Source organism: Metabacillus sp. KJ11-3, assembly GCF_055808295.1.
In genome coordinates, this window is record NZ_CM147865.1 from 1,401,669 (window position 1) to 1,424,627 (window position 22,959).

Below are 22,959 nucleotides of genomic sequence, written 5' to 3' on the forward strand. Positions count from 1 at the left end.
GTTGCCTACATTTTCATGTTTAAGACATGTATTTGGAGGTAGCGTTTTTTCTTAATGAAGAGTAATAGAAGGACAGGAAGAATCAAAATAGTAATTATTTTAATATTAATTTATGTGAAAAAAGAAAGGAATTTTAGGGTAAGATAATCGGATTATAGATGATTAAGCACAATGAGTTTATGATCAATGTGCCTTTTGCCTTTAATTAGTTAATCAATACCTGACACCGATAAATTTAATTTTCGACTTGCTATCTGCAATTCTTAATATTTCAGATGAAGCTTTTAGTATACCATTTGCATAAATTACAACTTCTTTAGAATCAATTGTAAAGACAAATTGTTTCATTTGACTAATCATCCCCATTTTAGAAAGTAGTGTTAATGAAAAATACTACTTGATTGTATAATAATGAGTTTAATGATGTTGTCGAAAACACTAATAAAGGGAAAAATTAACAAAATGTTCACTTTTGAAATACGTGTACCAGAGATAATGTAAATGGATAAACAAATATACTTTAAATTACATGAGTTGAGCTTAACATGCTGACAGACACCCTCATGAAAAAGCCTTCCAGTGGTTTCGCGAACTGTTTCATGAGTGATATATCCTATTTGTTTATTTGGTTCAGATAATATTTATGAGGAGAATAAAAAACACACGACTTATTACATCGTGTGTTACAAACTTATCCTGCATTACTGATTGTTGAAAGCTGTGCAATAATATCTCTTTCGATTTCTTCATTAATTTGATCAACTTTGCTGACTAAACAAACAATGCCATCGATAAATGGCCAAAGTCCTAGCGTTGCCCAACCTAATAGTAACATTGCAACAGCATAACCAGTTTGTCCTGTATAAAAGCGATGTGCTCCAAATGTACCTAGAAAAAACCATAATAAGAAGGTCACGACCTTAGATTTTTTCCTTTTATCAAATTCTGATGCTAAAATGGCTTGCTGTTGTTGATCCAAATTTTGTTTCAAATGGATATTCTGACTCATTTCTCTCTCTCCGTTCTAGTACAAAAATACTATTATAATTATAATAACAGAGTCTATTATACAATTTCCTGTTAAATCCAACAATAACTTTTTGTAGTAAATTTGGAATAATGTTTACTAACATACAATAGGTATAGGAAAACAATTGTAAATATAGTAGTTGCTATTTCATATTAAAGATGAAATCTTAATTATTTTTAATAATATTAGGTATTCTTGAAATAGTGTGTTATGCTTTAGCTAACCATTTAGTACCTTTTACATGTTTAGCCTCTCCCCATTCATTATTGAGTGGGGTTTTATGTTGTTTCAGCCCTTTTTTAAACAAAAAAAGGGCTCTAGATAAGAGTCCTCGTTGATTATGCTTTGTTTACGTTAGTTGCTTGAAGACCGCGTTGGCCTTGCTCAGTGTCAAAAGTAACTTTTTGACCTTCATCTAATGATTTAAATCCTTCGCCTTGGATAGCTGAGAAATGTACGAATACGTCGTCTCCACCTTCAACTTCGATGAATCCGAAACCTTTTTCTGCGTTAAACCATTTTACTGTACCTTGTTGCATAATTGTTGCCTCCTGCGTGGATCAATTCCACAAATTATTACTATAGTTGTTCAATTTGATATCAAAGGCGAAGAGTTTAAATACTATTCTTTCCTTACAGACCGAACAAAAATAATTCTTCTTTATCTTAACAGATAAATTTTGGAAAAGCAAATGGGAAAGAAGAAAACCCTCTCAAAAAAACTTGTAAATTGTTGCATGTTCCGTAGGATTATGTTTATGTATAACAATTGTACCTGAGATGCTTGCAGGGCTTCCTGAATCAGTGAAAATTCTAACAAACAGTGGAATTGTGGCTGGGAGTGTAACTGCGATTATCTTAATTATCATTCCATCTACTTCGAAACAAAAAAAGAAAACAAACCTGTTATTCAAAGTCAAGCTTCACAATTAAATGTGCTTTCTCTATATTCATTCTTAGCATATGAATAGTAGGGGAGGCATTTTTCCTTTAAATCACTATGTAATGTAGAAAATCAATGAGTTTGTGCAATACTGGTGAAAAAAGAAAAGGAGGAGTTTAGTTATGAAGGATGATGATAAAATTAAATCATTTAGCGAATATCAAATAAAGAAACAATTAAAAGCAGATCCACATTATTTATTAGAACTAACTGAAGAAGTTGACCTGAAACAATATCAAAATGAAATAAGTGAAAGTGAAAAACAGCGTATTCAAACAACAGTTGAGAATGTGTCACAGTTATGCGGCTGGGTTCTGTCTGATCACGTTGTGATGAGAAATGGTATTAAACTTGTATTTAATCATGAGGAGTATTTAGAGAAAAAAGAGCTTATCATTCATACCGATGAACAAAATAGACTTGTTGTTACAGAGCATAAAGAAGAATTGAATTAGATCACAGTTTTGAACGATTTCTTTTTGGTAAGGAAATAAAAAGTTCTTTTACTCTGGTTAAGCGCACGCGACATCCAGCTCTGAAGTACAGAACGTGCTAGTACAGTCATTGCGGCAGGATGCAGCGTTCTTAGATTGCCAGCCCCTAGCCACAAATGAATAGAAGACAAAAAACGTCTTCTATTCATTTGTGGTTTATTTGCTCTAGGATGATCAAGGCGCTTACGCTTTTTTCTTATAAAAATTTGTCATGAAGGAAACAAGATGGAAATAGAATTTTTATAAAAGTAATTGTTGGGAGTAGAGCATGAGAGTAAAAGAGCTGAGAATTTCAAAACCGCTTACAGTAGATATGTTTATACAATTGTCAAACCTTGCCAATAGGTTTGAATCAGATATTTTTATGATTGGGCCAAAGTATAAAATCGATGCAAAAAGCCTGATGGGATTATTAACTACATTAAGAGTGGAAGATGATATAACGATTCTGACTAGTGGAGAAGATGAGGAAGAAGCAATAAAAGCGTGCATACAGTTTCTAAAATAAAATTTGGATATTTTATTCACCTTGTCCTTAATTCTTGAATACATTATAGAAACAATGATATCGAGGTCAGGTGAATGGCATGAAAACAAAACTTATGAATTGGTTTGAAAAAAGGAAAAAGTTCATCAAGAGAAAATGATGAAGCTTGGTAAATGCCCTGATTGTCGTGGATATGGAGTTGTCATTGTACCTATTCATTATGCCGGTAGCAATATAGAATGTTATAAATGTAATGGAACAGGAAAATATTCAGAATGGGAAAAACATAAACAATAGCAATAAGGTCAGAACCTTTCGAAACCTCTAAGAAATGACATTCGATTTGTCGTTCCAGGTTTCGGTAGGAACTGTCCTTTTTTAGTTTTTTTCTATTACTTTTCTAATAGTCTTTCCTTTTGATCTTCATATTCTTCTGCTGAAAGAATCTCTAAATCATAAAGCTCTTTTATTTTCTTTAATTTTTCAAAATTGTCAACAGCAGAATCGACCCTTTGATTTTTAACCTCGTCAACTTTGCTTTCAATCATTTCTTTTAATTCAAGAGCGAGATCTTTTTCTTGTTTTGAAAACTCAATAGTATACACGTTTTTTTCTTTTTTACTATCAGTGGTTCCACAATCTATTATGAGATGTCCATTTGACGCAAAGCCTGGTTCCTTTAGAGAAACCTGTGAAACATTCTTATACTGGAATAGTATCCCTTTATTAAATTTACCAAGAAATCTGTTTTGAATGATTTCAATACTATTTTGATACAGGTATATGGTTGTTTTACTTCCTTTTTTAAAGTTGTATTCTTTAAATGCTAATTCGGCCACCGTTTATCTCCTTTTAAGTTAATTATGCAAATTTATTCTTCATATAAGACTTGTCCAGATAAGGACATAATAATCTGCTTTTATTTTACAAAATTTTTAACTAAATTTCACTGCTTTTCCGATTAAAATTTTGTAACGAATATTAAAATCAAAAAATTATGTAACAATATGTTTAAAATAAAAGCATTAGCATGATATTAAGGAGTAATAAGGATATATGAGGTGATAAATTGGATTTTCTTCGTGGTATCTCAGATTGGAAGCAAACAAGAGTAGAAAAAGTACGAGCTGATATGGAGTCTTTAGGAAGATGTCCAGATTGCAGAGGAAGAGGATTTACATCGTCTTTTACTAGTGTATATTTACCAACATATGATGCTATTTTTGATTGTCAAGGTTGTAATGGTAGTGGACTATATGAAGATTGGAGCGGAAATAATACATAAGTTAGTTTTTTAAAAGTGGATATACTTTACATTAATGAAAATAAGTCAATCAATGGCATAGGATCATTTCATTTGAGTAAAAATAGATGTGCTTCACAAAAAATGTGAGGGGGAGATCAACAGGATGAAATGGCAAAAGCAGCTTTTATCAAAATTGCAAGAAAGAAACGGAAAGAAAATTGCACTTGCAGTTGATACATCAACCAAACAAGCTAACACTTTACTCATTCAGAATATAATAAAGCTGTTTGGTGAGGTTGCCCCTCAATCACTTTTAGTGCAAGCGGACTTTAAAATTAGAAAAATTACCTCAATAAAAGAAGATCAAATTTCGTATTACACACATGGAAAGTCATCTTATACCGAAGTGTTGGAATGGGCTGATCAAGAAAAAATTGATACCTTGTTCTATATTACAGATGTAACTGGTTATTTTTATGAAGAGTTAAAAGTAAAGAATGAAGTATTTTGGTTAGTGCCTGATGAATTTATTCCAAAGGTTCCTTTTGGCAAGGCGATTCGAGTTGCATAGATAGAAACTTTGAGGCTGATAAACATTTCAGCCTCTGTTTGAAGATCTGTTTTAATTAAAGGAGTGTATACTAACGTGGATATGATGAAGGAATTCACGGCCAAAAACGGAGAAAAGGTACTGCTTAGACCTGCTCAAATTGAGGACGCAGAACAAATCATTCATGCCGTTGCACAAATTATTAAATCTGGAGCTTTTATTCAAAAAGAATCTCCACGTAGTGTTGAAGAAGAGCAGATCTTCATTAAAAACATGATCGAACTAGATAATATGTACCTGACTGCAGTCATTAATAATGAAATTGTAGGTATTGCACGTGTAATTAGAGGAGAACTTAAAATGAAACGGCACACAGGGTTATTTAGAACATGGTTAGTACACTCCGCACAAGGGAAAGGGATAGGCTCCGAAATAATGAAATACACGCTTAAATGGTGTAAGCAACACAATTTACATAAGTTATGCTTAACAGTATTTGCATCAAATGGGTTGGCCCATAAATTGTATGAACGTTATGGCTTTATACAAGAAGGTGTCCAGAAAGAACAAGTGAAAATAGATGGAATGTATGATGATGAAATCTTCATGGCCTATTTTTTAAATAAGTAAAAATAGTTTTTACGAATTAGATAAGATTTTTCCAGAATTTTCAGAGGTGAGTATTTCTTGTGAATGATATATAATGAAATAGCACAACAACAACTCCTTTAAAACGTTGCTTTTCCCCATTTCAAGGGAAAGGCTTTTTTTATACATATAAAAAGTTTCAGTTTCTTATAAGATCAAATTGCCTAATTATATTATGTAAAGACTTAATAGATCGATATTTAAGGCAGAACATTACCTGCTTTGCTAACTTCATATTTGTTGGAGATTTCATTAATCATTTTCATATAGTTCCGGAAACGTTTCCAAGGAATACACCTTCAAAGAATCCATAATGATTCCGAACAAGGAAGAAATAGCTGATAAGTATGGTTCTTCAAAGAATCATTCAATTTCTGTGTGAAATATCAATTAACACAATTGAAAATGAGATTTTAGCTTTTATAAGAAACCAACAGGATATATGGGACGCCATGTCGAAAAATTTTGATTTTGAGAAAAGAGCTTAAAGTAATAATTAAGAATAGCTATATATATTTAGATCCTAAATTAGTGAAAAAGGTGGAACTTATGATGGCGCTTTATAAAAGTGGTGAAGAATTAGCTTATGAGATAAGGCAGACAAAAATTTATGGAGAGTCTATTGCTTTTTGGAATTTAGGCAAGCGGGAATTCTCATAAAAGGAAAAGATGAGGATGGATTGCTTTGTATTGATCCTTATTAAACTTTGATCTCCTATCTTTGGTGAAATACGAAAACCATTTATTGTATTGGAATTTTTTTAGATACCTACAAAAACTTTGCTTACTATATAATATTTACTCAATTTATTACACTATTGCGGAAAGGGTAAGGTAATAAGTTTATAAATTTTAAAGGAGTTTAAATATAAATACAGAATAAGATTTTATCAAGTTGTTGAAAAAATTAAATCTTAGAAATATAAAGTTAGAATGACTATTTATTTGTTACTTAAATGAAAAGGAGAAGATATAATGAGTCAATCTATTTTAACAAACCCTATTTTTTGGTCAGATGTTCCGGACATAGATGTTATAAGAGTTGAAGAAACATACTATATGATCAGTACAAGTATGCATACCATGCCTGGCTGTCCTATCATGAAGTCTGAAAATTTAGTGGATTGGGAGATTGTTGGATATGTTTTTGAGACATTAGAAGACAATGAAAGTCATAACTTGTTAAACAGAAAGGGAATTTATGGTCAAGGATCATGGGCTGCTAGTTTGCGCTATCATAATGGACTATTTTTTGTTTGTTTTTCAAGTAATGATATGAATCGCTTTTATATATATCAAACAGAGAATATTGAAGGAGGAAAATGGAAGCGCTCTACTCTTAAGGGGATCTATCATGATCCTGCTTTGCTATTTGATGACAATAGGGTGTTTGTTATCTATGGGTGTGGGGATATTTATATCACAGAATTAACAGAGGATGCGGCAGCAGTAAAACGAGGTGGAGTTAATAAATTACTTTTGGAAACTGAAAAGGAGGGAATTGGATTACGATGTGAAGGGTGCCATGCATATAAGATAAATGGACACTATTATTTACTATTTATTGAATGGCCGAAGGTTGGGAACAAACGGAGAAGACAGATATGTTATCGTTCTACTGAACTTTTAGGAGAGTATGAGCGCAAAGTGATTTTTGATGATGATATGGGTTATCATAATAAAGGGATTGCTCAAGGTGCTATTTTCGATACTCGAGAAAATGAATGGTATGCCATGTTGTTTCAAGACCATGATGCTGTTGGTAGAATTCCTTATGTATTGCCAGTTAACTGGACAAATGGTTGGCCAATTATTGGGATTGATGGCAGGGCACCAAAACAATTAGAACTGAACTTACCAAATTCATTCCACCAACCTTTGGTTATCAGCGATGAATTTGATTATACAGAAAATATACTAGAGCTTAATTGGCAATGGAATCACAATCCGGACAATAGTCTTTGGTCTTTTGTGAAAAGGCCAGGTTTTTTACGTTTGGAAACTGGATATTTAACAAATAGTGTATTATATGCTCGTAATACGTTAACACAAAGAACTGAAGGACCAACCTGTACGGGAATTACCTTAATGGATATCACGCAGATGAAGCCGGGAGATCATGCAGGATTAATTGCTTTGCAAAATAGCTTTGGGACTATTGGTATTCAACTGGAAGAGAATGGTGAACGATACATAACTATGACGAAAAATCGTGGCGATGGTCACGAAATAATAGTGGGAAAAATACCATTTCAAGAGGACCTTATATATGTAAAGATAGATTTCAATTTTGAAGATAGCTGTGACTTAGCAAAGTTCTATTACTCGACTGATGGGGAGGACTGGTTTGAAGTTGGGGAGGTATTAGAAATGAAATATACTTTAGATCATTTCATGGGCTACCGTATTGGTTTATTTAATTATGCAAAAACACAAATTGGTGGTCATGTTGATTTTGCTTACTTTAAGTATATGAAAGATAATAAGGTTGTTAAAAAAAGCAGAAATGTAGCATTAAAGAATAGTTAGTTTTATCATCATTATATCTTTTAAAAAAACTGGCACATCCAAAATTGGGTGTGCTTTTTCACTAACAATAAGTATATTAGTAAAACCAGAATAGAAACTATCAATATAATCCTTACTTTAAAATAGTATAGCAACTATATAAGTTTTAACTATTGCAATATTTTTTCAGTAGTTGTTATGAATCAAATGAAAACGTATACTTTTAGTGTAAATCCTGTCAGCTTACTTAAGGATAAATTTCAGAATAATAGAATATGTATAAAATATGGGACTTATACATATAGCATTTTCTTAAAGGAGGATAACAAAATGGAACATAAAAAAGTTGTTGTGATAACAGGTGCAACAAGAGGAATTGGCCGAAATACGGCTCTGTTTTTTGCTGAAAAAGGATATATAGTCATTGGAACAGGAAGAGATTCTAAAAGGTTAAAAGAAGTAAAAGCGAAACTAGATACATATTCTTCTGAACATTCAATGGCATCAATGGATATAACACAACCTAAAGAAATTAAAAATGTAGTTGATTCTGTCATGAAACAATATGGGAAGATTGACGTTTGGATTAATAATGCAGGTGCATTCAAAGCAATAGGTCCTACTTGGGAGGTGAAAAGTTCGGATTGGATAAATGATGTCACCACGAATTTATTTGGTACTTTTCATTGTGTTCAAGCTATTGTTCCAGTCATGATTAGCCAAGGTTTTGGAAGTGTGATAAATATAGTCGGAGGTGGTACTGTAGGAGCATTTAAATATGGCAACGGATATGGAACATCCAAAACAGCTGTTGCTAGATTAACAGAGAATTTATCTGAGGAGCTAGATGATACACCAATTAAAGTATTTGCTTTAGATCCTGGCTTAAATGATACAGATATGACACGTTATCAAAGAGACACAGAAGTTGGTCAACGTTATTTAAGTGATATAGAGGATTTATTTGAACAGAAAATAGATGTCTCCCCATTTCAAGCACCACAATTCGCATACTATATGGCAAATGGAGAGCTGGATGACTATAAGGGAAGAGTGGTTTCTGTTTATGATCAGGTAGAGAGTTTGAAGGAAAATGTTAACTCCATGGATCAAGACTTTTATAAACTTCGCTTAAAAAAGTAATATTATAAAGATGATTTAGTAACGTTTTGACAAACGTATTAATGTGGTATTAAACCATTGATCTGTTATTTTTGCCTTGTAATTAGTAAATTTAGCGGGTCTTTAGACTCTTCTTTTGAAGAAACGATGAAATCTTCGTAAATGTTGTTGTTTCACCAACATTTACGAAGATTTTTATCTTTGAAAAACTGTTCTTCCGTTTCTGAACCGATTGATAAGAAATATGAAAATTAGAATAGTAATTTATAATGAGAGTAAACTTTGATTCCTAGAGATTGTTTCTGTCTCTGAATGGGACTTAATTCCTTTTAGCTGGATTATGATGCAAAAATATGTAGAAAAAGCAAATAAATTGACAACAAAATATATGTTAAGAATTCAAATAAACGGGAAAAACAGAAATAACAGAAAATTACAATTAGTTACTTCAGATAATAATGTAAAATCACTTTTCTACCAAACAATTATCGATAGGAGGACTTTAAATGAGAATTAATAAACCTGAATGGCTTTTACTTAGCAAGGAAATAAAGTTGAAACTTATTCGTTTAGCAGTTTTAGAAAATGAAATGAAGCCCTCTAAACAGATAATTAACTTAGGGGAATAGGCATTAAGGTGACCTTCTCTATATTTTGGATTTTTAGTGAATTACTGATCTACAACAAAGGAATTAAGTAAAAAGATTACCCATTTGAACTTGTATAAGAGGAGAGAAGGAGGAAATTATCTATTACATTAAGGAAAAAACTTCGTGTGAAATATCAATTAACTCAACTAAATTGAGTAGTTAAAACGTCTTAATTCCTTGATAGTATTGGAGTGAGGCGTTTTTTACGTTATGAGGAACGAACGATAAGTATACCAACACATCTTTAGGGTAATTGGCTACATTTGAGCTTTGAAAAATGCTCTCTTCTTAATTCCCAGAATTTCTCTTATATAAGTTAAAAAAATCAAATTTATTTATGTTTCATTTACCGTTAGAATGGAATGAGACACTAGCAATCAAAAAAACATTGTGCTGAGTCTTGAAAGAAGGTTTTTTATGAGTATTTGGAGTATAAAAAAAGACATCCATTGCAATGGATTTTTTTTATGATCGGACTATCCGTCATGTCATTTGGAATAGTTCTTTTGATTAAAGCCGATTTAGGAAGTGCCCCTTGGGATGTCCTACATATTGGATTATATGAACATTTTGGTTTAACAATTGGAACATGGTCAATAATAATGGGTTTTTTTGTGTTGGGTTCAGCATGGTTGCTGACTAAGTCCTTGCCGCAAATTGGTGCCTTTTTAAATATGTTGCTTGTCGGAATTTTTATTGATATGTATTTACTAATTCCATTTTTACAAACACCTGATTCTTTAGTTTCTCAAATTATTATGTTAATAATGGGTATAGGTGTGATTGGGTATGGGATGGGGCTTTACATAGCAGCTGATTGTGGAATTGGGCCACGAGATAGTCTTATGATTGCATTAGTGAAAATGACAGGAATGAAAATACAATGGATACGACTTCTTATGGAAATTGTTGTTCTCACATTCGGTTGGCTATTAGGGGGACCTGTTTTTATAGGTACGATTATCTTTTGTCTCACAATAGGCCATGTAGTAGGACTCACATTACCACATTGTCAGCGTTTAGTTGATAGGGTAATGAATTTACATGTCTCTCCCAATTAAAGTTCCTCCCAATTTTGATTGGAAAGGGCTCGATTAAAACAAGTCATTTTAAAGCATGAAGTATAAAATCAACTAACCTCGCCAATCGGCGAGGTTTTTATTTTTGGATAAATTTAGCTTATTTGGAAAAAGTAAAGGTAATACATTTTGATGATGGTTTGGAGAAAAATGAGGTGAAGTGACTTTGGCCTATATCTTATCGGTAGGAAAATCTATTCCTCAATATGAATTGACTCAAGATTCAACAGTAGAATTTGCAAAAGAAATGTTCGAGGATTCATTTAAGGATTTTGAACGCCTTTTACCCGTTTTTAAAAATGGTGAAATAGAAAAACGGCAATTTGCACAGCCTGTTGAATGGTACAAAAAGCCCCGATCGTTTGAAGAGAAAAATGATCTATATATTAAAACGGCTGTGAAACATGGGATTGAAGCAGTGGAAAATTGTCTTTCTAATAAAACGTTATTACATAGCAATATCACGTATAAGGAGGTTGATGCACTCTTTTTTGTAAGTACAACTGGATTATCAACTCCGAGTATAGATGCAAAAATAATGAATGCCTTGCCTTTTAAAGAAACGACAAAGCGTATTCCAATCTGGGGACTAGGGTGTGCTGGTGGGGCTTCAGGCTTATCTCGTGCTTATGAATATTGTAAAGCCTATCCAGACTCGACGGTTCTTGTTATTTCAGTGGAATTATGCAGCTTAACTTTTCAACATGATGATAGGTCCAAAAGTAATTTAATTGGTACCTCTCTGTTTGCAGATGGTGTTGCATGCACTTGTGTGGCAGGAAATAATGTTGATTGGAAATCAAAATCGAGATTACATTCTGTCCCGAAAATACTTGATACAAGATCAACATTGATGCGCAATTCTGAGGATGTAATGGGGTGGGATATTAAAAATAATGGTCTGTATGTTATTTTTTCAAGAGATATTCCTTCGATTATTAAGAAGTGGCTTCGACCGCAAGTTATTGATTTCTTGGAAGAAAATAAAATGAAATTAGAGGAAATAAACCACTTTCTTGCCCATCCAGGAGGAAAAAAAGTAATCGATGCTTATAAAGAGGGGCTTGGCTTTTCGGAAGAACAATTACATATTTCAAAAGAAGTATTAATAAACCATGGAAATATGTCATCGGTAACGGTTATGTATGTTTTAGAATTATATCTCCAAAGGGAACTAGGTAAAGCTAATGAGTACGGTTTAATTGGCGCTCTCGGACCTGGATTTAGCTCTGAAATGTTACTTGTTCAATGGGAGGAATGATAAGGGATGTTTTATATTGTTTTTTTCTTTTTAATCGTACAAAGAATAACAGAACTGTTTATTGCAAGGAAAAATGAACAGTGGATGAAGAATAGAGGCGGTATTGAGCATGGAAATGACCATTATCCGTATATCGTGTCATTACATATCCTCTTTTTAATCTCTTTTTTTATAGAAGTTCAAGTTTTTCAAAGAGATTTAACAGACATATGGTTTGTTATGTTTCCAATTCTTTTTTGACACAGCTTTTGCGGTATTGGGCAGTATTATCTCTAGGAAATTATTGGAACACGAAAATTATGATTGTTCCAGGTGATGTCGTCGTTTCAAGAGGACCATACAAATTTGTAAAACATCCGAATTATATTGTTGTAGCGGTTGAAATTTTATTACTACCTTTATTATTTCATGCTTATATAACAGCAATTTTGTTTACGATTATGAATGTGGTGATGATGACGATAAGAATTCCTGCTGAAGAATCCGCTCTTCAAACATATACGAATTATCATGAAGTCTTTCCGGTTAAGTCCAGATTTTCATCGAAAAGGTGACAAAGAAAGATTTTTCAAAAAATATCAAAAGTTCCATTGAAAATGATTATCATTGATGATAAAATATAATTGTGTTGAAAATCATTCTCATAAATATGGAGGTCTGCTGCGAATATGACGATGTTATTTGTCGGTTGTACCGTTGTTACGTATAGTCTGTTAATTGGCTACATATTAAAAAATATTGATACCCAAAAAGCATAATCATGTTAGATATTTATATAGTAATTTTCCAGGCTCACAGCTAATTGTTGTGAGCCTTATTCTTTTTTCCGAAAACGACAATAGCAAATTTGCATATAATTCTGTAAAATGTAGTTATCAAATTGAAAGTGCCATAAGTGAAGGGGATAATCATGACAACTGTAGTAAAGTCAAAACATTTGATGCAAATCATTATTAATCTTCATGAAATGATCCATGAAAAAGATCATGAAAATGCGATTAAATTAGTCGAAATGGCTCATAAGCTTGAACAAGAAAAATTGTATATTGCTTTTGCCGGCCATTTTTCGGCAGGGAAGTCATCTATGATAAACAAACTTTTAAATGAGCAAATTTTACCGACAAGTCCAATTCCTACAAGTGCTAACCTTGTTATGTTGGAAAAAGGGGTAGAGCAGGTAACTTTATATTCTGCAGCAAAAGAAAGTATTGAATTATCAGGTGACTACTCAATAGAACAAATCAAAGAATATTGTAAACAAGGGGACGATATTGAGAGGATCCGTATTAAAAAACCTTATGACAACTTAGCAGAAGATGTTGTCATTATGGATTCACCTGGGATTGATTCCACAGATGCAGCACATAAATTATCAACAGAATCAATGCTTCATTTAGCTGATATTATTTTTTATGTAACCGACTACAATCATGTTCAATCAGAAGAGAATCTCTCATTTATCCAAGAAATGAAGAGTCGAAATAAAATGATTTTCTTAATCATCAATCAAATTGATAAACATGAAGAAAAAGAAATTCGTTTCCAAGACTTTAGACAAAACATTGAGGGATCATTTGCAGAAGTAGGACTACATCCGCAAGACGTGTTCTTTACTACCTTAAGAAACGATCAACATCCTTATAATGATTTAGAAAAAGTGAAAGAGTTAATCAGAGTGGTCATTCAGGATAAAAATAGATTTCTGGACCAAAATATTTCTCAATCAATCACACAAGTTGTGTCGGAACATATTGACAAATATGAGGAACAGCTTGATCTTACAGAGCAAAACGAGGATGAGATTCGTGAGAGATTAGAGGAATATACAAACAATTTGAATCGATTACTTGCTCAGATTCAGCAGAAAGAAGAAAAGATGGAACAGCTTGTCTTAGATACAGAAGAAAAAGTATTAGCAATATTAAAAAGTGCTAACTTAATTCCATTTGAAACAAGGGATAAGGCTTCAGCATTTATAGAGTCTGCAGATCCTTCTTTTAAGGTTGGTTTACTTTTTTCGAAGTCTAAAACCGAACAAGAACGTGAAAAAAGAAAAAAGAACTATATGACAGTCTGATGAAAAATACAGAAACGCAAATTTCATGGCACTTAATAACATTACTTAAAGAATTTATTCAAACACATGAAATTCATGATCCAAAGCTTATTCAAGAAGCTCAATCGTTTTCCATCAATGTTCCAGAGCAACTAGTATCTGATGCAATAAAAACAGGTGCTTCGTTTAATAATCAGTATATTTTAACGTATTCCTCCGATGTTAGCGAATTAATCAAAAAGCAAAGTAAGCATCAAGTTATGGACTTATTTAAAAAGATGATGGATGGTATAAATAAAGAAATTCAAGAGCAAATCGATGAAATAAATGTAAAGGTAAAGAGCGAAAATGAAAAAATTGGCCATTATAAAGAGATTTTATTCAAGTTCGAGACACTTGAGCAATATCGACATTCACTGCAGGAACTAAATAAAGGAATATTTGATTCAACTCATAATGAAGAAAAATGGTTAAATGAACATCAGACATATAAGAAAGTGACAAAAGACATCCGAATACAAGAAAAGGTATTGGCTGTTGAAGAACCAGGAGAGGATCAATCATCAAAGCCTCATTACAATACTCGTTACAGTATGAGGAATGAGTTTATAAAGAGCGCAGAGCAGGCTGTCAAGCGGCTTGACAATATCCAAGGGTTTAAGCAATTTACAGAGTCACTTGAAGGGAAGATTAACAGTTTTAAAAACCGCACCTTTACTGTTGCATTATTCGGTGCCTTTAGTGCAGGAAAATCATCTTTTGCTAACGCACTTATAGGAGAAAGACTGTTACCTTCATCTCCTAATCCGACGACAGCGACGATAAATAAAATATCTCCGCCAACACCTGAAAAGGCACATGGGTTAGTTGAAGTGAAATTGAAATCAAAAGAGATGTTAATGAAGGAAATAATGATTAGTATCCCTTCATTGAATAATAAGAATTTTACGATTGAGAGCCTGGCAGAACTTCTTCAGAACTATCAAGGCCAAAATAAAAACGAAACTGAACAGATAGCAAAGTATCAAAAAGCGATAGTGGATTATCAAACTTTAACAAGTGAAGGACTTACCGTACAATCGGATACGAATTTATTTAAGGACTTTGTTGCTAAGGAAGAAAAGGCATGTCTAGTTGAAGAGGTCATTGTTTATTTTGACTGCTCGATTACAAGGGCAGGTATAACATTGGTGGATACGCCAGGAGCAGATTCCTTGCATAAAAGACACACAGATGTAGCGTTTCAATATATTAAAAAGGCAGATGCAATTCTTTATGTCACCTATTACAACCACCCATTCTCAAAAGGTGATCGGGAATTTTTAAGACAATTAGGAAGGGTTAAGGATTCTTTTACATTAGATAAAATGTTCTTCATTATTAATGCTGTTGATTTAGCTAAAGATGAAGAAGAAGTGAATGTTGTTAAGTCTTATATTAAAGAACAGTTCTTAAAACATGAGATAAGAAATGTACGTTTATTTGGTGTATCCAGCTTAAATGTTTTAGCTGGCCGAGTAGATGAAGAAAAAGATTATATCGAATTTCAAAAACAGTTCAATACATTTATTAAAGAGGAATTAACGAATACAACTCTTTTATCAATAAAGGAAGATTTAAATCGCTGCAAGGAAAGGATTCAATCTCTTATTCATGCTGCCGAGTTGAGTGGCAAGGAAAAAGAGGAGAGAAGAGAAAGCCTTCTGCAAGAGCAAATGAATGTTAACGATGAAATATCGAATATATCTCATGACCATATTGTTACATCTATTTCTAAAGAAATAGAAGAGCTGATTTTTTACGTGAAGCAGCGTCTATTTTTCCGATTTAATGACTTTTTTAAGGAGAGCTTCCATCCGAGCATATTTAACCAAAATGCTGACATTCAACAAGCGTTAAAGATTTGTTTAGAAGAGCTCGTCAGAACGGTAGAATTTGAATTAATTCAAGAACTGCAAGCTACATCATTAAGAATTGAAAAAGTTATTAACAATACCTTAGATGGTGAGTTCAGCCGGATTGTACAGCTCATAAAGAAAAAGTCTAAAAATATTACACTTGCTACAATTGAGTTTCCCGAAATTCAAACACCAACAATTGCTGTTGAATTTTCAACAACTATGCTGGCAACTATACAGCCGGCTTTGAAATTATTTAAGAATACAAAATCTTTCTTTGAGCGCAATGAGAAAAAGATCATGTCTGATGACCTCTCTAAACGAATCGATAGCCCTATTTCAAGTATCTTAAATGATTACATTGAGAAATTTTCAAATTATTATAGTGATGCAGTTGGATCTTCTCATCACCTCCTAATACAAGAGGTAAAGAAACAAACTCAGGAAGGATTTTCAGCTTTGTTGGATATCCGTCATGAAGACACAGATCACTTAAAAACAGAATTAGCTGTCATCACAGAATGTGTGCAATTAATAGAAGAGAATAATCTTCAACATCATTGATTTTATGATACAATTTACTGATAAAACTCATTTAATGTGCAGGGGGAAAAAGGTTGGATTCAAAAGCGTATCAAGTTTGTGCAACGTGTATACATTTTAAGGCGATTCGAAAAGATAAAAAAATGATTTATTATTGTAGTCGTTTAAAATACGAAACGAAGCCAACTTATTCGTTTAATTGCTGGAACCCTAAAGAACACGTTAAAAGGTTAATGGAAAAACGAGGTGGAACGACATGAGTAACGTACATGAAGCAATAAGTCAGCACAGTAATAATCAGCATCAACACATTCAATCTTTCTTAAAATTAGAAGCGAAAAGAGAAGCATTAATAGAAGAAGCTATTTTTCGCTGTGTAAATTCTAAGCCATTTGAAGTTGAACAAATTAATCAGGTAACATCTGAAATGAACAGGTTGGCTTCAGAAGGGATTGTACCGATGCGTAAACTGGTTACAAAGGAAATGGTACAGGAATTTGTGGAAAGAAAATATGGGAAATAATTATTTTGTGTAGTGGAAATTTGTTAGATATTACCAAGGTCCTGTTCGATTCAAAAAACCTCTCCTGAGAAAAACTATAAATGTTTCTCTTAACTTAAGTGAAAGGTGAGGATATCTTATGGGACGTACAAAATTAGGTAATGCAAATGCACAACGTAATAATAATAAGAAAAAGAAAAATGATTTTAATACTGAATTTGCTTCATATGCACAAAATGAAGCACTTAAGTTAAGCAGTAAAAATAAAGAGTAATCAATTTATGAAAACCTGTGGAGATAGTTCTCTACAGGTTTTTTATGTGTTTAAAAACATAAAGAATTGACTTGAAGTACCAAATACAAGGCCTCATTTTTTATGATATACTATTCTTGGATTAAGAAGAAGTATGTTTCGATAAGTATTTTAATGATTGTGAGGGAGATAAATTGAAAAAAGATCAGCATTTATTAATCGTCGATGGAATGGCTTTGCTTTTTCGCTCGTTCTTTTCAACATCTGTTTACGGTCAATTTATGATCAATAGTAAAGGGATTCCGACAAATGCAGTTACCGGATTATTAAAGCATTTATTTGCTGTTATTGAATATACAAAACCAACACATATTATTTGTTGTTGGGATATGGGTAGTAAAACATATCGTAATGATTTATTTACTGATTACAAAGCGAATAGACCTGAAGCCCCAATTGAATTACAGCCGCAGTTCAACTTGGCAAAAGAAGTAGTAGAAGCATTAAACATTACAAATATTGGTATAGAAGGCTTTGAAGCGGACGATTGTATTGGAACATTAACAAAGAAGTTTGAAACTGAAATGAAAATATCCATCGTTACAGGAGATAAGGATATTCTTCAACTATTAAATGATCAAGTGGATGTTTTAATCTTACAAAAAGGGATAGGCAATTATAAGCATTATACAAGAGATATATATGTTGAAGAGTTTGCAATTGAACCTCGTATGCTGATTGATGTAAAGGCCTTAATGGGGGATTCAAGTGACAACTACCCGGGAGTAAAGGGGATTGGTGAGAAAACTGCCTTTAAACTTATTTCTCAATACAAATCGCTTGACGAATTACTTCTGTGTTTATCCGAACTTACGAAGAGTCAAAAAATGAAGATTGAGAATGATTTAGAAATGCTCCATCTTTCAAGAAAATTGGCTGAAATTAATTGTACAGCCCCATTAGAGTGTATACTAGACGACTCACTTCTCCTAATTAATGAAGAAAAAGCACTTTCTATCATTAAGGAGCATGAATTAAGAGGGATTCAGTCAATACTTAAGAACATCATGTTTTCACAAGAGGAAGCTATTTAAGGATTGAATATGTAATAAATGCTATATCACATAAGCATGCATGATATCGAAGAAAGAGAGCCTTCGACTCATGCATGTTACTTTATTTTGTGTTTTTCTTCTTGGCAGCATTTTCCAGTTTGCTTTTCGGCTCCATAGAGAATTCAACGTCTGCTGCGTGTCCTTGGGGATTTACACTTGGGGCTTTTCTACCTCGATTATTTCCTCTTTTTTCACTACTCATGTGATATCCACCTCCAATACTATTATGACCTACTACCTAAAAAATACGTATTGAATAATTGAGATAAAAGTAGCAAAGATTGGTAACAAAAATAAAAAAAATGATAGAATTTGTCGACATTTTTAGATAAGATCAAAGGAGGACAACGTAAACAAAGGATGAATCTTAGTATGTTTGGAACGGTTAGTGAATATGTTGATCACTTAATAAGTAAAGGATTTGTATTAGGGGATGATGCAAATGGGTTTATAGAATTTGGTCAACAGTACACAGATACAGTAGATGAAGTAGTGATTATAGCGATTGAATTAACATTAAAGATTCAAAAGGAATTTGACGGCTCTTTTTTTATTTCCCTGCTGGAAAATTTCAAATCAGAAAAAATAAACAATCGTAAACAAGCTCTTCGTTTCATAGAATCATTACACTTAATATGATATGTGAATGTGAAGCTATTTCTAGGGTGAAATAGCTTTGAAGATCACACTCATTATATTAAAATCTTTTAGATATGGTTAGTTTGTTTCAGCTCTCTTTTAAGCAGCTTTGGAATTTCGCTTGTAATCATAGCAGTAAATATAAAACAGCATCCGATTAATCCATACATTGATAATTGTTCATTGAGAACAAAAAATGCTGTTATTGCTGCAAAAACAGGTTCCATTGCAAAAATGATGGCGACTCTTGCTGCACTTGTAAACTGTTGAAATTTAGTTTGTATATAAAAGGCTATAGCGGTTGCAAAAATGGATGTTATTAACAATGCAAAGATAACATCACCATGTAAAACATGATTAAGTGAAACCGATGTTTTTTCAAACGCAAATGAACTTAGAAAGCTTAGTAAAGATACCGTCAATAATTGAATGATGGTTAAAGGTAATGCTGGATGTTGTTCAGTAAATTTACTTGTAAACACAATATGAAACGCAAATCCAATTGCACATATTAAAATAAGTAAATCCCCAAAGTTTATTTGTGATATACCTGCTACTGTTAAAAAATAAAGACCAACTGTGCCAAAACAAGCACTAATGAAGACGATGAGTTTTGGTGGTTCTTTTAAATAGAAGATAGCGAGCATGGGAACAATCAACACACTTAACCCAGTAATAAAACCTGCTTTAGAAGATGTTGTATAAATAAGACCCACTGTTTGAAAGGCATAGCCTATAAATAAAAAGAATCCTAAGAATGTGCCTGCTTTCATTAACTTCAGTGTAATGAATTTGGTTCCTTTCTTCCCTACAAACAATGAGAGGATAATAGCTGCTAACAGGAACCGAATACCATTAAATAAGTTTGGTGGTAATGTTTGAATCGCATTTTGTACAATGACAAAGGTGGAACCCCAAATAAAAGCAACAAATAATAGACTACCGTCTGAAAAAAGTTTTTTCATTACATTCACTCTTTCAAATACAATCATTTTTGAATAAATTATTGGTTACGAATGGCATATCTTGCAAGTTGATCAGCTACTTTGTTTTCTTTACTTGGAATCCATTTAATGAAAAATAAATCAAACTCTTTAGCGAGTTCAAGTATTTTTTCTAAGAGTGGGGAATATTGACTGTTTTTTACGTATTGCTTTTCAACTGCACGATCAACTAATTGTGAATCTGTTCTGAACGAAACAACTCTAAAGCCATTTTGAATGCAAATTTCCATACCCTTAATAACCGCATGGTATTCCGCTTCATGATTTGTCATTAATCCTAGTGGTATAGAGAATTCTTCGGCCCTTCCATGTCCTTTAATAAATACTCCTGCACCTGATTGACCGGGATCACCGGCACTGGCTCCGTCAACATATACTTCAATCAAAAATTTCCCTCCTCATACCTAATCCTTTAATAAATCAGCAAACGATGGTAAAATAATTACCATTGGTTTCACATAACATATAAATCATTATTATAATAAATCGAATATGATTATAGCATATTGATCACATTAATAAATATAAAGACTATTTTTAGTTACCTTACCTTATAATAATTCATGTTCAGGAGTGGACGTTGTTGAAATATCGAATTGAGTGGATGTATCAAACTAAGAAAAAACTGCACACAGATCTTGTATCTGATTTTCTTTCATTAAATGAAGTGATTATGATATCAGAAGATATTTTACAAACGGGAAGAGTAAAGGAAATTACTTATACTTCAGAAGATGGACAAACATGGAATCTTAAAGAGTTAAAGAAGTTAAAAGATATTGTAAAAGATGAACCTCACGATGTGGTTGCATACTTTGATGGCGGATTTCATAAAAATACTAAACTGGCTGGATTTGGAGCAGTGATCTATTTTACCCAAAGTGGAAATAGACATAGAATAAGAATGAATGAAAAAGCAAATGAAATTGAGTCTAATAACGAGGCGGAATATGCAGCTTTTGCTTATTTAGTTAAAGTTCTTGAAGAATATGGAATATCAAGACAAAAAGTCTTATTTAAAGGTGACTCACAGGTTGTATTAAACCAACTTTCCGGTGAATGGCCGTGTTATGAACCGGAATTTAATGTTTGGCTTGATCGAATTGAAGCTAAACTTAATCAATTAAAAATAACTCCGGCATATGAACCAGTCTCAAGAAAAGAAAACACCGAGGCGGATAAATTAGCCACTCAAGCGTTGGAAGGTATAGAAATTAAAAGTAAGATGACGATAGATGAGGGCGTTGAGATGGATGAATAAAAAACAAACGTTACAAGAGTTAAGTGAAATTATTGACACATACTGTTCAAATTGTTTATTAAAAAAACATTTTAGAGAAGAATTTGGTAAAACATATGCCCACACTTTTTGTATAAAAAGTTGTACGGTTGGAGAAAAAATAAAAGGTATTGGCAAAAAATTGATTTAAAAAAATCCGCTTTTTAGCGGATTTTTTAAAACCTGTGAATAATATTAATGTTTAGCTTCTGACAATTGATGTTGACACTGGTCTATTAGTTGTTGTTGTTTTGTTAAAAAGTCCTGGTCAAATCCTGTATTGGAAGTTAGATTCATTAGTGCTTTAGCATCATTAATTGCATTCTCAGCATTTTTAATTGCTTCAGGATCCATTTGCATTGTGGCTGCTCCAACCATCTTTTGCGCTGCCTTAACTGATGCTTCCAGCTGTGCGATTTCATTCATTCCACTAATTAATCCTGTGTGATTAATTTGGTCCATGTTAATACCACCTCCAAAGATAGTTTTTGTTTAATCTCTAATAATATTCGTTAAAAAAAACATTCTATTTTTTTATATCACATTTTTAAATGTCGTGTTAAAATGAAAATAGAATTCATCTTGTAAAAAAATAGAACATATATAAAACATATTTACTAGAAATTGTCGATTTATAAATGAGGGGAGAGGGGGTTAAGGACTTGACGAATGGTCCATTAGATTCATCAATAAAAGAAGCTTTTCAGGAAATTTATAAAGATATTGATAAATTGGTCTTTATAGCGAACAACGCGAATGTATTCAATCATAATGAAGTATCTCGGATCGAGAAAAGTATTAAACAAAATGTAAAAGCGATTGAGTATTTACTGATAAGTCAAAAGTCACTATAAGAAAAAAAGAGGTGGAAATAATCCAACCTCTTTTTGTTAAAGTTTTGTTTTTATGTTAAATCACAATTAAACTAGTGATTATAACTTTGTAACGTTAGCAGCTTGTGGTCCGCGGTTACCTTCAACGATTTCAAAAGAAACCTCTTGACCTTCTTCTAATGATTTGTATCCTTCACCTTGGATAGCTGTAAAGTGTACGAATACATCGTCTCCACCTTCAACTTCGATAAATCCGAAACCTTTTTCGTTATTAAACCATTTTACTTTACCGTTTTGCATAGTACTTAATCCTCCTAATACTGTAGCACGGGTGGTGCTAAAAAAATTTTATCATTTAAGAATATGATATGTAAGGTGTATACATGATGTGAAAGCTAGGATGTTACCAATATATACTCATCTTAATGATAACTTCACTATACACTAATTTCAAGATATACGTCAAGGCAAAGTAGCATATTTTAACATAACTTTCTGAATGTTTATAATAGATTCGTATGTGCAAGCATATAATGGCTAAAACGAGTAGAGGATGGTCTTAGTGAGAAAGATTAAAATAGGAAACAAAGATCTTTTTGTGACGTGCCATCGAAAAATAGATCATATAAAATTCGATAAAATATGTCATTTGATTTTACAATTAGGAAATGACATTTTCCACCTGGAAAAAACCTCTGTCAACTTAATTCAAGGTAATGAAGAGTACTATGTAGTAGAAAGAATGAATACTGACACGTATACTATACATGTCCATTATGTTATTTATAATAAGCAAGTATATAAAATAACTGAAAATCA

The 22,959-nt window shown here is 32.5% G+C and carries 32 protein-coding genes and 1 pseudogene; 24 read left to right on the plus strand and 9 right to left on the minus strand.

Features of this window, described 5'->3' with window-relative positions:
• Nucleotides 1–213: 213 nt before the first annotated feature.
• The 3 genes from AC0L8O_RS07310 to AC0L8O_RS07320 form a co-directional block, all read right to left on the minus strand.
• Nucleotides 214–360 carry a hypothetical protein gene (locus tag AC0L8O_RS07310; RefSeq protein WP_473447149.1) on the minus strand — a complete coding sequence of 49 codons (147 nt, stop codon included), beginning with the start codon at nucleotides 358–360 and terminating at the stop codon, nucleotides 214–216.
• Nucleotides 361–691: 331 nt separating this feature from the next.
• The gene (locus AC0L8O_RS07315; protein ID WP_473447150.1) at nucleotides 692–1,009 is read right to left on the minus strand and encodes a TM2 domain-containing protein; all 318 of its coding nucleotides are present in this window, start codon (nucleotides 1,007–1,009) and stop codon (nucleotides 692–694) included.
• 359 nt (nucleotides 1,010–1,368) lie between these two features.
• Nucleotides 1,369–1,569: a cold-shock protein gene (locus AC0L8O_RS07320; RefSeq protein WP_026560151.1), complete on the minus strand. Its 201-nt coding sequence runs from the start codon at nucleotides 1,567–1,569 to the stop codon at nucleotides 1,369–1,371.
• A 526-nt stretch (nucleotides 1,570–2,095) separates the two neighbouring features.
• On the opposite strand from AC0L8O_RS07320, the gene AC0L8O_RS07325 reads away from it, so the two are divergent.
• The 3 genes from AC0L8O_RS07325 (at nucleotide 2,096) to AC0L8O_RS07335 (ending at nucleotide 3,251) form a co-directional block, all read left to right on the plus strand.
• On the plus strand, nucleotides 2,096–2,428 hold the full coding sequence (locus AC0L8O_RS07325) for a hypothetical protein (protein WP_473447151.1): 333 nt from the start codon (nucleotides 2,096–2,098) through the stop codon (nucleotides 2,426–2,428).
• A 307-nt stretch (nucleotides 2,429–2,735) separates the two neighbouring features.
• The gene (locus AC0L8O_RS07330; protein ID WP_473447152.1) at nucleotides 2,736–2,975 is read left to right on the plus strand and encodes an HPr family phosphocarrier protein; all 240 of its coding nucleotides are present in this window, start codon (nucleotides 2,736–2,738) and stop codon (nucleotides 2,973–2,975) included.
• Between the two features lie 135 nt (nucleotides 2,976–3,110).
• On the plus strand, nucleotides 3,111–3,251 hold the full coding sequence (locus AC0L8O_RS07335) for a hypothetical protein (RefSeq protein WP_473447153.1): 141 nt from the start codon (nucleotides 3,111–3,113) through the stop codon (nucleotides 3,249–3,251).
• Nucleotides 3,252–3,346: 95 nt separating this feature from the next.
• Here the strand turns inward: AC0L8O_RS07335 and AC0L8O_RS07340 are convergent, their stop codons facing one another.
• A complete protein-coding gene (locus AC0L8O_RS07340; protein ID WP_473447154.1) occupies nucleotides 3,347–3,793 on the minus strand; it encodes a hypothetical protein in 447 nt (148 codons plus the stop codon).
• Between the two features lie 230 nt (nucleotides 3,794–4,023).
• On the opposite strand from AC0L8O_RS07340, the gene AC0L8O_RS07345 reads away from it, so the two are divergent.
• The 17 genes and pseudogenes from AC0L8O_RS07345 to AC0L8O_RS07425 all read left to right on the plus strand — a co-directional run bounded on the left by AC0L8O_RS07345 (nucleotide 4,024) and on the right by AC0L8O_RS07425 (nucleotide 18,364).
• A complete protein-coding gene (locus AC0L8O_RS07345; RefSeq protein ID WP_473447155.1) occupies nucleotides 4,024–4,239 on the plus strand; it encodes a methionine aminopeptidase in 216 nt (71 codons plus the stop codon).
• Nucleotides 4,240–4,363: 124 nt separating this feature from the next.
• A complete protein-coding gene (locus AC0L8O_RS07350) occupies nucleotides 4,364–4,771 on the plus strand; it encodes a VWA-like domain-containing protein (RefSeq protein ID WP_473447156.1) in 408 nt (135 codons plus the stop codon).
• Nucleotides 4,772–4,834: 63 nt separating this feature from the next.
• Nucleotides 4,835–5,380, plus strand: coding sequence for a GNAT family N-acetyltransferase (locus AC0L8O_RS07355; RefSeq protein WP_473447157.1), 546 nt, complete (start codon nucleotides 4,835–4,837; stop codon nucleotides 5,378–5,380).
• A 993-nt stretch (nucleotides 5,381–6,373) separates the two neighbouring features.
• Complete coding sequence (locus AC0L8O_RS07360) at nucleotides 6,374–7,927, plus strand: glycoside hydrolase family 43 protein (protein ID WP_473447158.1); 1,554 nt, start codon at nucleotides 6,374–6,376, stop codon at nucleotides 7,925–7,927.
• 309 nt (nucleotides 7,928–8,236) lie between these two features.
• Entirely contained in the window at nucleotides 8,237–9,049 is an 813-nt protein-coding gene (locus AC0L8O_RS07365; RefSeq protein ID WP_473447159.1) for an SDR family oxidoreductase, read from the plus strand.
• Between the two features lie 485 nt (nucleotides 9,050–9,534).
• Nucleotides 9,535–9,657: a hypothetical protein gene (locus tag AC0L8O_RS07370; protein WP_286158792.1), complete on the plus strand. Its 123-nt coding sequence runs from the start codon at nucleotides 9,535–9,537 to the stop codon at nucleotides 9,655–9,657.
• A gap of 488 nt (nucleotides 9,658–10,145) precedes the next feature.
• A complete protein-coding gene (locus AC0L8O_RS07375; protein ID WP_473447160.1) occupies nucleotides 10,146–10,739 on the plus strand; it encodes a YczE/YyaS/YitT family protein in 594 nt (197 codons plus the stop codon).
• A 184-nt stretch (nucleotides 10,740–10,923) separates the two neighbouring features.
• Nucleotides 10,924–12,018 carry a type III polyketide synthase gene (locus tag AC0L8O_RS07380; protein WP_473447161.1) on the plus strand — a complete coding sequence of 365 codons (1,095 nt, stop codon included), beginning with the start codon at nucleotides 10,924–10,926 and terminating at the stop codon, nucleotides 12,016–12,018.
• A gap of 6 nt (nucleotides 12,019–12,024) precedes the next feature.
• Nucleotides 12,025–12,258 (plus strand): hypothetical protein, encoded by a 234-nt coding sequence (locus AC0L8O_RS07385; protein WP_473447162.1) that lies wholly within the window; start codon nucleotides 12,025–12,027, stop codon nucleotides 12,256–12,258.
• Nucleotides 12,228–12,572, plus strand: coding sequence for an isoprenylcysteine carboxylmethyltransferase family protein (locus tag AC0L8O_RS07390; RefSeq protein ID WP_473447163.1), 345 nt, complete (start codon nucleotides 12,228–12,230; stop codon nucleotides 12,570–12,572). The genes AC0L8O_RS07385 and AC0L8O_RS07390 overlap by 31 nt, the downstream gene beginning before the upstream one ends.
• 114 nt (nucleotides 12,573–12,686) lie before the next feature.
• The gene (locus tag AC0L8O_RS07395; RefSeq protein WP_102229069.1) at nucleotides 12,687–12,776 is read left to right on the plus strand and encodes a Fur-regulated basic protein FbpC; all 90 of its coding nucleotides are present in this window, start codon (nucleotides 12,687–12,689) and stop codon (nucleotides 12,774–12,776) included.
• A 152-nt stretch (nucleotides 12,777–12,928) separates the two neighbouring features.
• Nucleotides 12,929–14,095 carry a dynamin family protein gene (locus AC0L8O_RS07400; protein WP_473447164.1) on the plus strand — a complete coding sequence of 389 codons (1,167 nt, stop codon included), beginning with the start codon at nucleotides 12,929–12,931 and terminating at the stop codon, nucleotides 14,093–14,095.
• 689 nt (nucleotides 14,096–14,784) lie between these two features.
• Nucleotides 14,785–15,526 (plus strand): annotated as a pseudogene (locus AC0L8O_RS07405) (dynamin family protein); the annotation flags it as partial.
• Between the two features lie 1,063 nt (nucleotides 15,527–16,589).
• Complete coding sequence (locus AC0L8O_RS07410; protein WP_102229067.1) at nucleotides 16,590–16,775, plus strand: hypothetical protein; 186 nt, start codon at nucleotides 16,590–16,592, stop codon at nucleotides 16,773–16,775.
• Complete coding sequence (locus AC0L8O_RS07415; RefSeq protein WP_473447165.1) at nucleotides 16,772–17,038, plus strand: DUF2533 family protein; 267 nt, start codon at nucleotides 16,772–16,774, stop codon at nucleotides 17,036–17,038. Before AC0L8O_RS07410 ends, AC0L8O_RS07415 begins: the two co-directional genes overlap by 4 nt.
• 118 nt (nucleotides 17,039–17,156) lie before the next feature.
• Nucleotides 17,157–17,291 (plus strand): hypothetical protein, encoded by a 135-nt coding sequence (locus AC0L8O_RS07420; RefSeq protein ID WP_264144522.1) that lies wholly within the window; start codon nucleotides 17,157–17,159, stop codon nucleotides 17,289–17,291.
• A gap of 173 nt (nucleotides 17,292–17,464) precedes the next feature.
• Nucleotides 17,465–18,364, plus strand: a complete 900-nt coding sequence (locus tag AC0L8O_RS07425) for a 5'-3' exonuclease (protein WP_473447166.1) — start codon at nucleotides 17,465–17,467, stop codon at nucleotides 18,362–18,364.
• A gap of 82 nt (nucleotides 18,365–18,446) precedes the next feature.
• Here AC0L8O_RS07425 and sspL read toward each other — a convergent pair whose 3' ends face one another.
• Nucleotides 18,447–18,587 carry a small, acid-soluble spore protein L gene (gene sspL, locus AC0L8O_RS07430; RefSeq protein ID WP_026562594.1) on the minus strand — a complete coding sequence of 47 codons (141 nt, stop codon included), beginning with the start codon at nucleotides 18,585–18,587 and terminating at the stop codon, nucleotides 18,447–18,449.
• A gap of 170 nt (nucleotides 18,588–18,757) precedes the next feature.
• On the opposite strand from sspL, the gene AC0L8O_RS07435 reads away from it, so the two are divergent.
• Nucleotides 18,758–19,024, plus strand: coding sequence for a DUF6123 family protein (locus AC0L8O_RS07435; RefSeq protein ID WP_473447167.1), 267 nt, complete (start codon nucleotides 18,758–18,760; stop codon nucleotides 19,022–19,024).
• Nucleotides 19,025–19,092: 68 nt separating this feature from the next.
• Here the strand turns inward: AC0L8O_RS07435 and AC0L8O_RS07440 are convergent, their stop codons facing one another.
• Nucleotides 19,093–19,989 (minus strand): DMT family transporter, encoded by an 897-nt coding sequence (locus AC0L8O_RS07440; protein WP_473447168.1) that lies wholly within the window; start codon nucleotides 19,987–19,989, stop codon nucleotides 19,093–19,095.
• A 38-nt stretch (nucleotides 19,990–20,027) separates the two neighbouring features.
• Nucleotides 20,028–20,414 (minus strand): reverse transcriptase-like protein, encoded by a 387-nt coding sequence (locus AC0L8O_RS07445; RefSeq protein WP_473447169.1) that lies wholly within the window; start codon nucleotides 20,412–20,414, stop codon nucleotides 20,028–20,030.
• Nucleotides 20,415–20,611: 197 nt separating this feature from the next.
• Between AC0L8O_RS07445 and AC0L8O_RS07450 the strand changes: the two genes are divergently transcribed.
• Together AC0L8O_RS07450 and AC0L8O_RS07455 are read left to right on the plus strand one after the other, a co-directional pair.
• A complete protein-coding gene (locus AC0L8O_RS07450) occupies nucleotides 20,612–21,289 on the plus strand; it encodes a ribonuclease H family protein (RefSeq protein WP_473447170.1) in 678 nt (225 codons plus the stop codon).
• Complete coding sequence (locus AC0L8O_RS07455; protein WP_473447171.1) at nucleotides 21,282–21,458, plus strand: zinc-finger domain-containing protein; 177 nt, start codon at nucleotides 21,282–21,284, stop codon at nucleotides 21,456–21,458. The genes AC0L8O_RS07450 and AC0L8O_RS07455 overlap by 8 nt, the downstream gene beginning before the upstream one ends.
• A gap of 44 nt (nucleotides 21,459–21,502) precedes the next feature.
• Here AC0L8O_RS07455 and AC0L8O_RS07460 read toward each other — a convergent pair whose 3' ends face one another.
• A complete protein-coding gene (locus tag AC0L8O_RS07460; RefSeq protein WP_226526716.1) occupies nucleotides 21,503–21,769 on the minus strand; it encodes a DUF2564 family protein in 267 nt (88 codons plus the stop codon).
• Between the two features lie 200 nt (nucleotides 21,770–21,969).
• Between AC0L8O_RS07460 and AC0L8O_RS07465 the strand changes: the two genes are divergently transcribed.
• The gene (locus tag AC0L8O_RS07465; RefSeq protein ID WP_026562600.1) at nucleotides 21,970–22,161 is read left to right on the plus strand and encodes a hypothetical protein; all 192 of its coding nucleotides are present in this window, start codon (nucleotides 21,970–21,972) and stop codon (nucleotides 22,159–22,161) included.
• A gap of 78 nt (nucleotides 22,162–22,239) precedes the next feature.
• Here the strand turns inward: AC0L8O_RS07465 and cspD are convergent, their stop codons facing one another.
• Nucleotides 22,240–22,440 carry a cold-shock protein CspD gene (gene cspD / locus AC0L8O_RS07470; RefSeq protein ID WP_026562601.1) on the minus strand — a complete coding sequence of 67 codons (201 nt, stop codon included), beginning with the start codon at nucleotides 22,438–22,440 and terminating at the stop codon, nucleotides 22,240–22,242.
• Nucleotides 22,441–22,959 lie beyond the last annotated feature (519 nt).

Coding starts and splice junctions, on each gene's coding strand:
- AC0L8O_RS07310 (WP_473447149.1), bottom strand. CDS start 360: ATGATTAGTCAAATGAAACAATTTGTCTTTACAATTGATTCTAAAGAA.
- AC0L8O_RS07315 (WP_473447150.1), bottom strand. CDS start 1,009: ATGAGTCAGAATATCCATTTGAAACAAAATTTGGATCAACAACAGCAA.
- AC0L8O_RS07320 (WP_026560151.1), bottom strand. CDS start 1,569: ATGCAACAAGGTACAGTAAAATGGTTTAACGCAGAAAAAGGTTTCGGA.
- AC0L8O_RS07325 (WP_473447151.1), top strand. CDS start 2,096: ATGAAGGATGATGATAAAATTAAATCATTTAGCGAATATCAAATAAAG.
- AC0L8O_RS07330 (WP_473447152.1), top strand. CDS start 2,736: ATGAGAGTAAAAGAGCTGAGAATTTCAAAACCGCTTACAGTAGATATG.
- AC0L8O_RS07335 (WP_473447153.1), top strand. CDS start 3,111: ATGATGAAGCTTGGTAAATGCCCTGATTGTCGTGGATATGGAGTTGTC.
- AC0L8O_RS07350 (WP_473447156.1), top strand. CDS start 4,364: ATGAAATGGCAAAAGCAGCTTTTATCAAAATTGCAAGAAAGAAACGGA.
- AC0L8O_RS07360 (WP_473447158.1), top strand. CDS start 6,374: ATGAGTCAATCTATTTTAACAAACCCTATTTTTTGGTCAGATGTTCCG.
- AC0L8O_RS07365 (WP_473447159.1), top strand. CDS start 8,237: ATGGAACATAAAAAAGTTGTTGTGATAACAGGTGCAACAAGAGGAATT.
- AC0L8O_RS07370 (WP_286158792.1), top strand. CDS start 9,535: ATGAGAATTAATAAACCTGAATGGCTTTTACTTAGCAAGGAAATAAAG.
- AC0L8O_RS07375 (WP_473447160.1), top strand. CDS start 10,146: ATGATCGGACTATCCGTCATGTCATTTGGAATAGTTCTTTTGATTAAA.
- AC0L8O_RS07385 (WP_473447162.1), top strand. CDS start 12,025: ATGTTTTATATTGTTTTTTTCTTTTTAATCGTACAAAGAATAACAGAA.
- AC0L8O_RS07390 (WP_473447163.1), top strand. CDS start 12,228: ATGGTTTGTTATGTTTCCAATTCTTTTTTGACACAGCTTTTGCGGTAT.
- AC0L8O_RS07395 (WP_102229069.1), top strand. CDS start 12,687: ATGACGATGTTATTTGTCGGTTGTACCGTTGTTACGTATAGTCTGTTA.
- AC0L8O_RS07400 (WP_473447164.1), top strand. CDS start 12,929: ATGACAACTGTAGTAAAGTCAAAACATTTGATGCAAATCATTATTAAT.
- AC0L8O_RS07415 (WP_473447165.1), top strand. CDS start 16,772: ATGAGTAACGTACATGAAGCAATAAGTCAGCACAGTAATAATCAGCAT.
- AC0L8O_RS07420 (WP_264144522.1), top strand. CDS start 17,157: ATGGGACGTACAAAATTAGGTAATGCAAATGCACAACGTAATAATAAT.
- sspL (WP_026562594.1), bottom strand. CDS start 18,587: ATGAGTAGTGAAAAAAGAGGAAATAATCGAGGTAGAAAAGCCCCAAGT.
- AC0L8O_RS07435 (WP_473447167.1), top strand. CDS start 18,758: ATGTTTGGAACGGTTAGTGAATATGTTGATCACTTAATAAGTAAAGGA.
- AC0L8O_RS07440 (WP_473447168.1), bottom strand. CDS start 19,989: ATGAAAAAACTTTTTTCAGACGGTAGTCTATTATTTGTTGCTTTTATT.
- AC0L8O_RS07455 (WP_473447171.1), top strand. CDS start 21,282: ATGAATAAAAAACAAACGTTACAAGAGTTAAGTGAAATTATTGACACA.
- AC0L8O_RS07460 (WP_226526716.1), bottom strand. CDS start 21,769: ATGGACCAAATTAATCACACAGGATTAATTAGTGGAATGAATGAAATC.
- cspD (WP_026562601.1), bottom strand. CDS start 22,440: ATGCAAAACGGTAAAGTAAAATGGTTTAATAACGAAAAAGGTTTCGGA.